The 12,393-nt window shown below is 34.6% G+C and carries 12 protein-coding genes, 1 other RNA gene and 1 riboswitch; of the genes, 3 read left to right on the top strand and 10 right to left on the bottom strand.

Features of this window, described 5'->3' with window-relative positions; genetic code table 11:
* Positions 1-84 precede the first annotated feature (84 nt).
* Positions 85-250, bottom strand: a riboswitch (M-box (ykoK) riboswitch).
* 70 nt (positions 251-320) lie between these two features.
* The 6 genes from G7082_RS10500 to G7082_RS10475 all read right to left on the bottom strand — a co-directional run bounded on the left by G7082_RS10500 (position 321) and on the right by G7082_RS10475 (position 7,624).
* The gene (locus tag G7082_RS10500) at positions 321-1,499 is read right to left on the bottom strand and encodes an acetyl-CoA C-acetyltransferase (protein WP_166035035.1); all 1,179 of its coding nucleotides are present in this window, start codon (positions 1,497-1,499) and stop codon (positions 321-323) included.
* Positions 1,500-1,823: 324 nt separating this feature from the next.
* Entirely contained in the window at positions 1,824-3,452 is a 1,629-nt protein-coding gene (locus G7082_RS10495) for a glycoside hydrolase family 13 protein (protein WP_166035034.1), read from the bottom strand.
* Between the two features lie 22 nt (positions 3,453-3,474).
* On the bottom strand, positions 3,475-4,257 hold the full coding sequence (locus tag G7082_RS10490) for a carbohydrate ABC transporter permease (protein WP_420825034.1): 783 nt from the start codon (positions 4,255-4,257) through the stop codon (positions 3,475-3,477).
* A 71-nt stretch (positions 4,258-4,328) separates the two neighbouring features.
* A complete protein-coding gene (locus G7082_RS10485) occupies positions 4,329-5,162 on the bottom strand; it encodes a carbohydrate ABC transporter permease (protein WP_166036071.1) in 834 nt (277 codons plus the stop codon).
* Positions 5,163-5,213: 51 nt separating this feature from the next.
* Entirely contained in the window at positions 5,214-6,467 is a 1,254-nt protein-coding gene (locus G7082_RS10480; protein ID WP_166035033.1) for an ABC transporter substrate-binding protein, read from the bottom strand.
* Positions 6,468-6,607: 140 nt separating this feature from the next.
* The gene (locus G7082_RS10475) at positions 6,608-7,624 is read right to left on the bottom strand and encodes a LacI family DNA-binding transcriptional regulator (RefSeq protein ID WP_166035032.1); all 1,017 of its coding nucleotides are present in this window, start codon (positions 7,622-7,624) and stop codon (positions 6,608-6,610) included.
* Positions 7,625-7,760: 136 nt separating this feature from the next.
* Between G7082_RS10475 and G7082_RS10470 the strand changes: the two genes are divergently transcribed.
* Together G7082_RS10470 and G7082_RS10465 are read left to right on the top strand one after the other, a co-directional pair.
* A complete protein-coding gene (locus tag G7082_RS10470; protein WP_166035031.1) occupies positions 7,761-8,309 on the top strand; it encodes a TetR/AcrR family transcriptional regulator C-terminal domain-containing protein in 549 nt (182 codons plus the stop codon).
* 126 nt (positions 8,310-8,435) lie between these two features.
* The gene (locus tag G7082_RS10465) at positions 8,436-9,350 is read left to right on the top strand and encodes a DUF5692 family protein (RefSeq protein ID WP_166035030.1); all 915 of its coding nucleotides are present in this window, start codon (positions 8,436-8,438) and stop codon (positions 9,348-9,350) included.
* A gap of 105 nt (positions 9,351-9,455) precedes the next feature.
* On the opposite strand, the gene G7082_RS10460 is transcribed toward G7082_RS10465, so the two are convergent.
* On the bottom strand, positions 9,456-9,941 hold the full coding sequence (locus tag G7082_RS10460; protein WP_166035029.1) for a cupin domain-containing protein: 486 nt from the start codon (positions 9,939-9,941) through the stop codon (positions 9,456-9,458).
* 156 nt (positions 9,942-10,097) lie between these two features.
* Here G7082_RS10460 and G7082_RS10455 point away from each other — a divergent pair, with 156 nt between their 5' ends.
* Positions 10,098-10,739 carry a deoxynucleoside kinase gene (locus G7082_RS10455; RefSeq protein ID WP_166035028.1) on the top strand — a complete coding sequence of 214 codons (642 nt, stop codon included), beginning with the start codon at positions 10,098-10,100 and terminating at the stop codon, positions 10,737-10,739.
* A 39-nt stretch (positions 10,740-10,778) separates the two neighbouring features.
* Here G7082_RS10455 and G7082_RS10450 read toward each other — a convergent pair whose 3' ends face one another.
* The 3 genes from G7082_RS10450 to tadA form a co-directional block, all read right to left on the bottom strand.
* Complete coding sequence (locus G7082_RS10450; protein ID WP_166036070.1) at positions 10,779-10,985, bottom strand: hypothetical protein; 207 nt, start codon at positions 10,983-10,985, stop codon at positions 10,779-10,781.
* Positions 10,986-11,707: 722 nt separating this feature from the next.
* Positions 11,708-11,794: signal recognition particle sRNA small type (gene ffs, locus G7082_RS10445), an RNA gene on the bottom strand.
* Positions 11,795-11,820: 26 nt separating this feature from the next.
* Positions 11,821-12,330 carry a tRNA adenosine(34) deaminase TadA gene (tadA, locus tag G7082_RS10440; RefSeq protein ID WP_166035027.1) on the bottom strand — a complete coding sequence of 170 codons (510 nt, stop codon included), beginning with the start codon at positions 12,328-12,330 and terminating at the stop codon, positions 11,821-11,823.
* Between the last annotated feature and the right edge of the window lie 63 nt (positions 12,331-12,393).

The raw sequence follows: 12,393 nt of genomic DNA, 5'->3' as shown, positions 1-12,393 counted from the left end.
CCCCTTCTTGAATCTAGTCTTTTTTAGGCAAGATAAAAAGCACCCTCCATCCGTGGAGAGTGCCTAAAAAAACTTCTATTTATATCCGGCTTCTCTTCGTGGAGTTTTAGCACTATATAGCGTAGACATTCATCAGCTACATTAAGAAAAGCCTTCATCGACAGTTCCTGTTGACCCTCTCAGACATCTCTGGATATTTGCAGGGCAGTAGCGTATTTCTATATAGGAGCCTCACCTAACGTAAGACAATATTCTTTTGTTACCTCGACTGTACGCTGTTAAATAACATAAGTCAAATGAATACCTTTTTTTCTTATTAATTAACGAGAAACAACCATTGAAATCCCTTGTCCCCCACCAATACATAAAGTGGCTAACCCAGTTTTTGCTTCTCTTTTCTTCATTTCATGGAGTAACGTCACTAAAATTCGCGTGCCACTCGCACCAATTGGGTGACCTAATGCAATTGCACCACCATTAACATTTGTGATCTCAGGATTTAACTTTAACTCTCTCATGACACTTAAAGATTGGGCGGCAAAAGCTTCGTTGCCTTCGACTAAATCTAAATCAGTCACTTCTTTGCCTGCTTTCTTCAAGGCTTTTTGCGTCGCTGTAATTGGACCTGTCCCCATAATTGTTGGGTCGACACCACTTGTCGCATAAGAGGTCACTTTCCCTAAAACTTCAAGGCCTAATTCCGCTGCTTTTTCAGCTGACATCATAATAACTAGGGCTGCCCCGTCGTTAATACCTGAAGCATTACCTGCTGTCACACTACCCTCTTTTTTAAAGGATGGTCTTAGCTTAGCCAATTTTTCTGTAGTTGTTCCAAATCTTGGAAATTCATCTGTATCAACAACAATAGGTTCTCCCCGTCTAACTGGCACTTCGATTGGAATAATTTCATCGACAAAACGACCTGATTTAATGGCATTTTCAGCTTTCTGTTGGCTATTAGCTGAAAATTCATCTTGTTCTTCTCGCGTTAATTGATATTTTTCAACAATATTTTCTGCTGTATTTCCCATAGGAAGTTCATCAAACGCATCGCTTAATCCATCTCTCATCATGGTATCAATCATGGTGCTATTCCCAATTTTTTGACCAAAACGATGACTTGGCACGATGTAAGGAGATTGACTCATGCTTTCAGTTCCCCCAGCAATCACAATCTCGTTATCGCCTAATTGAATTGATTGAGCTCCTAAAATAACCGCTTTAAGTCCAGAACCACAGACTTTATTAACTGTAAAAGCTGATGCTTCTATCGGAATGCCTGCATTTACAGCGACTTGTCTCGCTACATTTTGACCTAAACCAGCTGATAATACATTTCCCATAATAACTTCATCAATCAAACTAGCCTCTAAGTTGATTTCCGCTAAACTTTTTTTTACTAACTGCGTCCCTAATTCCACAGCTGATATATCTTTAAAACTACCTCCAAAACTCCCAATTGGCGTTCTTTTGGCAGATACAATAACGACTTCTCTCACTTACAAAAACCTCCTAGATTTATAAAAGCGCTTTTTATATACTCATCTATTTTAATCATTCTTAACCAAAAAAGCGACTCCCTTTTGAAAAATTTAGAGATAATTTAAAAAGCGTGGTGAAAAAGGCGTTTAGCTCCAAGCAACTGGAGTGAATACTAAACAATTCACGCCTTTCGAATTGATTAGTATTTGCAAAGTTGTCGCAGGAGGTGCCTTTTGAACCCGAACTACAAAAGCGTGATGAAAAAGGCGTTTAGCTCCAAGAAATTGAAAGAATCAAAAAAGAGAACAACTTTTCAGTCATCCTCTTCATACTTATACTCTCTAAATCTCCACTGAAAATGCTTGCCAAGGTTTTAATGTTACTTGATTTAGATTTTCAGGTGTTGCCATGTTTTCGATTAACACTTCTTTTATTTTTTCTTCACTTGAAAACTCTTGTGTATCATCTGATAAATTTGCCACAATTAACCAACGTTTTCCTTCATAACTTCTAATGTAAGAAAATACTTTATCAGCTGTCTCTTGTAATTCATAGTCACCCCAAACAACCAATGGATGATCTTTTCTTAATTGAATTAATTTTTGATATGTATAGAAGACTGAATTTTTGTCTGCTAGTGCATTTTTCACGTTGATTTCTTGATGGTTAGGGTTCACATGTAACCAAGGATTTCCCGTTGAAAAACCTGCATTCTCAGAATCATCCCACTGCATCGGCGTTCTTGCATTGTCACGACCTTTAGCATTGATTGATGTAATAATTTCTTCTTTCGTGAAACCTTGACTAATGCGTTCATGATACATGTTGACACTTTCAATATCCTCTACTTCATCAATACTTGAAACTGGATAATTGGTCATCCCGATTTCTTCACCTTGATAAATGTATGGTGTTCCTTTCATCATATGAAGTAGAATCGCAAAAGATTTGGCACTTTCAACACGGTATTCTTTATCATTTCCCCAACGAGAAATCACGCGTGGTAAATCATGATTATTCCAGAATAAACTGTTCCAACCTTCATCTCCTAAAGAAGTTTGCCATTTAGAAAGAACTTCTTTTAAGTCTTTCATCTCTAAAGGTTTTAAATCCCACTTATGTTTGCCTTCACCACTCTGTTGATCTAAACCAACATGTTCAAACTGGAAGACCATCGATAATTCATGACGTTCAGGATTAGAGTACATTTTCGCAATTTCAGGTGTTGCCCCCCATGTTTCTCCAACTGTCATCACATCATGATTTCCAAACGTCGCTTCATTCATATCTTTTAAGTATTCGTGTAGTTTAGGACCATTACCAGTAATTTTTTCATCTGGAATTTTACCGATTAAATCAATCACGTCCATACGGAATCCACCCACGCCTTTATCTAACCAGAAGTTCATCATATCATTTACTTTTTGACGAACTGTTTCATTTTCCCAGTTTAAATCAGGTTGTTTTTTACTGAATAAATGTAAATAATATTGACCACTAGCTTCGTCCAACTCCCAAGCACTACCACTAAAGGTTGATTCCATCTCATTTGGAGCTTCTCCGTTCACTGGATCACGCCACACATAAAAATCACGGAAAGGATTATCTTTCCCTTTTTTAGCTTCCACAAACCAAGCATGCTCATCAGAGGTATGATTCACCACTAAATCCATAATAATACGAATGTCGCGCTTTTTAGCTTCTTCGATTAACTCGTCCATGTCCGCCATTGTGCCAAATTCATCCATAATGTCTTCGTAATCACTAATATCATAGCCATTATCATCATTTGGTGATTTGTATACTGGGCTTAACCAAATCGCGTTAATGCCTAATTTTTCTAAATAATCTAAGCGATTAATGATTCCGCGTAAATCCCCCACGCCAGTTCCTGTTGTGTCTTGGAAACTTCTTGGGTAAATTTGATAAAGAACAGCTGATTGCCACCATTTATTTTGTTTTGTTGTCATTTAAAAATCCTCCAGTGTGTTTTTATTTAACTGCGCCGTCGGTTACCCCTGCAATAATCCATTTTTGGAAGAAAATGTAGATGAGTAAAACAGGTAAGATAACTAGTAAATAAGACGCAAAGGCTAAGTTATATTGGGTTGAAAATTGACCTTGGAATATGTATTGAGATAATTGCAAGGTTTGTTGCTCTGGTTTACTTAAGAAAATCAGTGGCATTAAAAAGTCATTCCATGTCCACATAAAACTTAATATCGCCACAGTCGCATGGACTGGTTTAAGCATTGGGAAAATCACGTACCAGAAAACTTGTAAAGGTGACGCTCCGTCCATTTCAGCTGCTTCATCCATTGCAACTGGAATCTTCTTAATAAATCCAGTATACAAGAAAGTATTCATCGGTAAACCAAAAATAATGTATAAAAAGGTAATTCCAGCTAAGTTATCCAAATTAAACATTGATGCTTGCTTGACTAAAGGGAGCATGATGACGTTAAAAGGAATAAACATGGCACTAATAAAATAATAGTACAAGGCATTGAAAAACTTAGAATGAGATCTCTTTCTAGTAATCGCATACGCTGCTAAACTATTCGTAAAAATCGTGAAAATTAAGTTAATTCCCGTAATGATAAAGGTATTTTTAAATTTTTCAGGATAGTTCGTTAATTTCCAAGCGTCACTAAAGTTACTCCAATGAAAACTAGTTGGCCAACTTAGAATCGAATCCATTTGAGACGGATCTTTAACGGCAATCATCAACGTCATGTAAAGTGGACCAATGATCGTAAACATTGCTAAAGCCATTAAAAGTATCGTTAAAGGCCAATTAATTGAGCCATTACTACGCTTGAAAATATTTTTCTTTTTCTCTTTCATCATCCCATGTTCGCCTCTCTTTTCTCTAAAATTCTAAGTTGAACAATCGAAATAATCACAACTACTAGGAAAAGCACCACTGAGTTGGCTGATTGATACGCAAATTGTCCACCTGTAAAACCTTTTTTGTAAATGAGAAGTGAAATGGATGTCGTTGATGTACCAGGTCCACCATTGGTCATGGCAACGATTTGATCGAAAGCCATTAAGAAACCTTTTGCTGAAAGAACCATATTAATTGTAAAGAATGGTGCTAACAAGGGGAAGGTAATTTTTCTAAATAACGTAAACCCACTTGCCCCATCTAAATCAGCGGCCTCATAAATATCTTGATCTACTGTTTGTAATCCTGATAAATAAATTAAAGTTGTAAATGCCAATGATTGCCAAACAGTCACTATGACAATTCCTAACCAAGCATACTCAGTTCCAAGAATGTTGACACTTAATGCTTCAATTCCGGCACCAATGCCAAACTCAGGCACTAAATGAGCAAAAATAAAGTTAAAAATAAAACCAATAATCAACGTTCCTAACATGTAAGGCAAAAAGTAAACAGCTTTAAGGAAGCGTTGAAATTTAATTTTAGCATTTAAGCCAATCGCTAAAAACAAGCCAATGACATTGACTAAAATCGTTGAAATAATAGCAAATTTGAACGTAAATAAGTAACTATTTAAAATATCGGCATCTTGAAACATGTGTAAATAATTTTTTAAACCAACAAACTCCCAATCTCCGTATCCACGCCAGTTGGTGAAACTATAGAAAATCCCTTGTAAAAAAGGAATCGTATGAAAAATAAAAAATAAAATCGCAACTGGTACTACCATGAGATAAAACGCCGGATGAATTTTTCGACCACTTCTCACATTAAACTCCCCCTATTCAATATTTGCTGCATCGTACGCTTTATCCATTTTTTTCAGCGTATTATTTATATTCTTAGTTGTATTCTCTGGTGCCTTATTTTGTTCTAAAGCGAATTCAGATAATAAAGCTGCCATGTCATAACCGTTTGGTAAGAAATGATCGATAAAGTCATTTACTTTTCCAGCTTCAATCATCGGACTAACTTGTGTCAACGCTGGATCTGTCTGTTTAATCCCTTGTTGGGCTGAAAAGGCAAATTGATCATCCACATAGCGCTGTGCTTGTTCTTTTTCTAAAAGGAAATTAATAAAATCTTTTGATTCCTTTTGATTTTTTGTGTCTTTACCAATCATAAACATCACATCAACCCCACTTGTGACTTTATTTTTAGCTACATCATTGCTGGCTGGTAAAGCAAAGAGACTCACTTTCATGTCCTTGTTTGCTTTTTGAACTTCTGGGATAGCCCAAGTTCCATTAATTAACATGGCTGCTTTCCCCTTAGCAAATGCTTGAACCCCATCTGCATAGCCTGTTCCCATAGCATCTTTTTGAGTATGCTTCATTACTTCAGAAACTTGCTCCATCGGCTCCACCCAACCATCAGCTAATTTTTGTTTGCCAGTTTTTCTATCTGTCATTAATTTATCGTTGGCTAAAATACCTGCCATTGGATTGAATAAGGAAGACAACGTCCACGCATCTTTATAAGTTGCCTCAATCGGAGTAATTCCTTCTTTTTCAAATAGCTCACACACTGCTATAAATTCATCCCAAGTTTTTGGAATTTCTACGTTGTATTTAGCAAATAATTCTTGATTATAGATAACTCCAGATGCATTCGTTGCATAAGGAATACCATATAATTTATCTTTTTCTTGTTGTAAGTCAATCGTCATTTCTTTGTAAGCAGGTACAATATTACCCGCGAAATTCTCTTTTGATAAATCTTCCAACATCCCAACATTAGCGAGTTCCGTATAAGTAATATCTCCACCGTATGAAATAATATTAGGAATATCATTTTTAACTAGTCTTGTTCTAAGAACTGTTCCTGCATCAGGTGGTGAGCTGAAAACAACGTGAACATTTGGATTTTTTTCCTCATATTCCGCGATAAATGTTTTCATTATTTGTTGATTTTCTGATTTGTTGTTAAACACTTCAATGGTTACTTTGTCAGATGAATCTTTAGAAGAACACCCTGACAACAACAAAAGACTAAAACCAATCGCTAAAACACCCTTTAATTTTAAACTTTTCATAATTCCCCTCCTAAAGGTGTTACGTAACACCTTTTATTAAAAAAAATAAAAAATACTATTCTAGTGTTTCGCAACACCTTGCATAAAATATAGCATCTTTATTTTTTTTAGTCAATAAATTTGTAAACCGTTTTCACACTTTATTTAACCGAATCCCCTATTATTAAGGTTGTGTTTATTTCTTTTACTTGAAAACCTTGTTTTTTCGAACCAATATTAGCTGTCATTAAAGACATGATAGCCGTCGCCTTTTGGGACACATCTTGGTGCATACTTGTAATTTGAGGTGTGGCATATTTTGAATATGGCGTGCCATCAAAACTAACAATAGATAAATCTTCTGGCACTCGAATTCCTTTTTTATAGAGTTCAGACATAATTTGCACAGCTAATAAATCAGAGGAACAGAAAAAAACTGTGTCTTGATTGACGAAAGGCATTAATTTTTCATCCACGAAGGCACTATAGTTTTTATAAGTAGTCGGGACACTAATAAAATTAGGTTGTAAGTTTTTCTTTCCCATGGTTTCTTTAATTCCTAAAGAACGCTCTAAATCGACACCTTTCCAGTCTGAAGGCGAATCACTTTTCGCAATAAATGTTATATTCTTAAAGCCCCTATCCATTAGATATGTAGTCATCTTGCTAGCGCCAACTCTATCATCAATTCCTACATTAAGTTTTGGTTGATTCATCCCTTTTCCATATGAATCAATGAAGACAATTGGCACGCTCACTCTTGTTTGCCATTTATTGATATCATTTGAAGAGGTTCCTGAAACAATCAACCCTTCTAAATTCCACATATCAGCTAATCTGGCACCTTCTTCAAAATTAGCCACTCGGTGGAACATCATAAAGTAACCGGCGTCTTTAATTTTTGCTTCAAGAGCTTGAATTAATTCGCCGTGATAGGGATTATCAAAAAATTCTTCAGTAATAGCTTCTGTATCTTGAATAATCACTCCGATAATTTTTGAGCCATGATTAGCAAGAAGTCTCCCTCCCATATTGGCTGTATAATTTAATTCTTTTAAAGCTTTTTTAACTTTGTCTTTCGTCTCTTGAGACACTTTGGCGTCTCGTCCATGAATGACATTAGAAACAGTCGTTGGACTTACACCTGTATATTTGGCAATATCTTTTATCGTTGCCATCTTTTCACCTCGTTAATTTCTTTTCAATCGTAGTTTAGCAGTTTTAAATCTAACTGACAATTCTTTCAGGAAAATCTTTGTTTTCTACTTCTTTTCAATTTATAATAGAAACATGTTAGTAAAGGAGTTACTTCACATGAACTTAACCAAAAAAGCCTTGTCCCAAGCATTAAAAGAATCAATGAACCATCTTCCTTTTGAAAAAATTACCATCAACGATGTCACTCAAGAAGCAGGTGTTTCCAGAAATACATTTTATTATCATTTTTCAGATATCAACGAACTTTTAGCCTGGACATTTGATAATGAAATTGTAAAAGGATTAGAAAACTACGAAGACTTAAACACGTGGAACGACGGTTTACTCAGTGTCTTAAATTATACAGAAGAAAATCGCAAATTCTGTTTAAACACCTTCCATTCCTTCAACCGAGATCGTCTGGAATTCTTTTTATATGATATTACCTATCAAATGTTGATATCCATTATGAATCAATCTTATACAGAAAATATTTTGAGTCAAGATTTGAAAGAACAAATTGCTGACTTTTACGGACGTGCCATTGTGGCTCAAGTCATTCATTGGTTAACAACACGACTAGAAGAGCCTAAAGATCAAGTAATCGCTCGTATTGAGCGTGTCACACGAGGAATGATTGAATTAATCGTTCATAATCAACCATAAAAAATTGGACAAAATTAATTTTTTGTCCAATTTTTGTGCAAAAACTTACATTTGTTTATATTATTTTTTCCTAAAATTCGTATGATAGTTAGTGTAATTATTAATAAAGTTTTAGGAGGAGTTTATATGTTTTTCTTTGAAAGCATGCCATTTACGTCTGTTTTGATGTGGTTTGTCGTACTTGGTGGTTTAATGTTAATGAATGAGTTGGCTCGCGCTAACAAATGGATTGCGATTGTATTATTTACCGCATTACCTATCATTTTAACAATTTTCGTTTGGCCAACAACAGCTGGTGCAGGTAGTAGTACAGGGACTTGGTTCCACTGGGTGAAAGTTTATTCAGCTTTAGCTGGTTGTTTAGGATTCTTAGCTCTACGTTTTATCAAAGGGGCTCAAAACAACAAATTTATGATGGCTTTCCCAGCTCTTATTTTAGCTATCAACATTATGGAAGCTGTTATTCGTGACTTCCAAGTGTATTCACTACATGGTATGGTTGACGGTGTTTACATGAACGGTGGTATTTGGAACATCATGAATGGTGTTGCTGGTATCTTAAATATCTTAACTATCTCAGGTTGGATGGGAATCCAAATTAGTAAAAATAAACAAAAAGATATGGTTTGGGCGGATCAAATGTGGTTCTGGATTATCGCTTATGATCTATGGAACTTTGCTTATGTTTATAACTGTGTATCAGATCATTCATTCTACGCTGGTTTAGCATTATTATTATCATGTACAATTCCAGCATTCTTCATTAAAAAAGGCGCTTGGTTACAACATAGAGCTCAAACATTAGCTTTCTGGATGATGTTTACTATGACATTCCCAGCTTTCGTTGGTGAATCTCAATTCTCAGTACAAAGTTCTCACAGTAGCACAGCTCTTTTTGTAGCAAGTTTCCTTGCTTTAGCAGCAAACGTGGCTGTCTTTATCTACCATATTTACCGAATCAAGTCTCATAAGAAAAATGTCTTCAAAGAAGAAATTTACACTGGACTTAAAAAATTCGACGAAGTTAAAGATAATAACTAACAAAAATGTTAACCTCACTCAAAAGAAGGCATTCATTCCCTTTTGAGTGAGGTTTTTTTAGGTATTCTTTTATCTAGGTATTCCATATTGGCATACCAAAACGCTCTAGATTTCTTCAAAAGCTAATTTTTTAATGATTTCTTCATGTTTTGGATATTTATCTAATAGCTCTTTTTGAGTAAATAGTCTAAAATCTGTAAATTCAAAACCAGGCACAACCACGCAACTTACTAGGGAATAATCATCTGAAACAGTCGAACCAAAAATAGTCCCTTTAGGAACTAAATAATGTAGTCGCTCCCCTTCTTCTGTATTCTTACCAACTTTTACTGCCTCATATCTTCCATCAGGAAAAATACAATGAACAGTCAAGGGATTCCCATCGTGATAATACCAAATCTCATCCGCTGTTAATTGATGGAAATGGGAAGGACTTTCTTCTGTTAGTAAAAAATAAATACTCGTGTAGAGTTTGCGTTCATTTTGATTTACTTTAATCGTATCTTCTGAGGCTTCCGTTCGTAAATAAAAACCACCCTCTGGATGTGGCTCTAGATTTAACTCTGAAATATAAGCTTCTTTTGATTTCAATTGATATTCACTCCTTCTTCAAATTTCATTTAATTATACTTTAAATAGCAAATCATGACAACTTGCGATTTTTAACTTGAATTACTATATATTGTGTATTATTATTTATTTTATAGTTAAAAACAACTATATATAGTTAAGGAGTCTGAGGAGGAAATGACTGTGATAGTATTAGCAGGTACCATTGGCGCAGGTAAAACAAGTTTATCTGAAATGATCGCCAAAGAATTAGGAACAGAAGTATTTTTTGAAAGTGTTGAGAATAATGAGATTCTCCCACTATTTTATCAAGACCCAGAAAAGTATTCTTTTTTACTTCAAATCTACTTTTTAAATAAACGTTTCAAGAGCATTAAAGACGCTCTTGTTCATGATAATAATGTTTTGGATCGCTCGATTTATGAGGATTCACTTTTGTTTCATTTGAACGCGGATTTAGGTCGTGCTTCAAAACAAGAAGTAGAGGTGTATGACGAGTTACTGCAAAACATGATGGAAGAGTTACCTTACGCTGCTCATAAAAAACAACCTGATTTATTAGTCCATATTAAAGTTTCTTTTGAAACCATGTTAAAGCGAATTGAGAAAAGAAATCGTCCTTATGAACAATTAAGTTTTGACCCGAGTTTGTACGACTATTACAAAGAATTAAATACACGCTACGAGAAATGGTTTGAGGAATACGATGAAAGCCCAAAAATTCAAATTGACGGGGATCAATTTAATTTTGTAGAAGATGAAGAAGCAGCTGATAAAGTGATTGAAATGATATTAAACGAGCTGAAAACGATTAGATAACAAAAAAGGTATACCTACATTGGTATACCTTTTAACATCTTATTTATTCATGTATAGAACAACAAACCCAATAATAATCATCGCTATTCCCGAAGCAAACTGTCCGATTCCTGATGCTTGACCAGTTAACATCATTTGAATTAGATTATTTTTACCTTGGTTGTTTTTGAAGTCTGTCTTCATTCTGTAGAATCCCCACGCTGCTAATAATAATCCGAATCCCCATAGAAAAATACTTGGTAACATATTGATCACCTATCCCTTATCTCTTATTTGTAATAATTGTAACATTGGATAGAGATAAGTGGTATAGGTCTTGAGGCTGAGATTTTTTCAGAAATTATCTCTTTTTTCTTTTTGGTGGAAATCTATGGGTTCTTTTTTTAGTAATTATCTTATTTTCGCTAACCTCTTTAAACAAAGCATTTGATATAAATTGAAACAAGGGCTGTAATATATATTTTAAAATACCATAGTCAACTAAAATAGATCCTCCTAATGTTGTCAGAAAAGAAAACTGCTCTGGTGAAACAGATATTAAAGTACCTACAGAAACCGAAATAACACTTACTATCGTAAAAATGATGCCATAAAAACTTGTCTGGATACCCATTTTAACTTTATTATTCTTTGATAAAAGAACTATTCCTAAAAATAAAGATACAAATAACCACGTAAAAATAAAAAAAGCTACTAATAATATATTCGTAATTACTACGGTTACGTCTATTTCAGTTAACTTAACTAAGTCTTTATTAATCTTAATGTAAGGTTTAATTTTTTCAAAAATAAGAAATGGATTTTAAAAAATATATACTTGAAAGAATAAAAAGAACATTATAGACAGGATACCTATAATAAATCTTAATTTATCAAAAATATTTAATTCTTTAAACGAGTGTTTCATACCTTCACCTTTTCAAAATTTATACAAAAAAAATAGGCCTAATCAGCCTTTTAATTTCAATATTTAATTCAGACACATGGCGGCACCTACTTAGTGCTGCTTCCTTCCAGATCTGACACGCTTCGTAAGCCCACCATTGTCCTAGCCTTGCGGCAATATTTATTATACTTCATCTTAATTAAAAATACTAGCTTTTTTTGCTTCTTTTTGTTTTTTACGAATTTCTCTAAAAAAGTTAGTTAAAATACTGCCACACTCTTCTTCCAAAATGCCTGTTTCAACATAACAAGAATGATTAAATCGCATATCTTGCAGTAAATTCATTAAACTACCTGCTGTACCACCTTTAGGATCTTTCGCCCCGTAGAAGACTTGATCGATTCTTGAGAGTAAAATACCACCACAGCACATTGGACAAGGCTCTAGTGTGACAAATAGCTGAGCCTTTTCTAAACGCCAACTTTTCACGTTTCGATTGGCTTCTTGAATCGCAATGATTTCTGCGTGAGTTGTAGCGTCTTGTGAGAATTCACGGACATTATGACCACGCCCCACAATTTCACCATCTAAGACAACAACTGCACCAATTGGAACTTCTCCCATAATTTCAGCTTTTTTAGCTTCTAACAAAGCTTCTCTCATAAAATATTCTTTTTCTTCTTGTGTAAACTTCACTGAACGCATGAACATACTATTTCCTCAACTTTTCCTATTTTTATCATATTATCACAAAAAACTTTGTTTATG

Origin of the sequence: Vagococcus hydrophili (genome assembly GCF_011304195.1) — a bacterium.
Classification (GTDB): domain Bacteria; phylum Bacillota; class Bacilli; order Lactobacillales; family Vagococcaceae; genus Vagococcus; species Vagococcus hydrophili.
The sequence above is the reverse complement of the archived record's forward strand: the minus strand, read 5'-3'. Positions and strand labels throughout refer to the sequence as shown.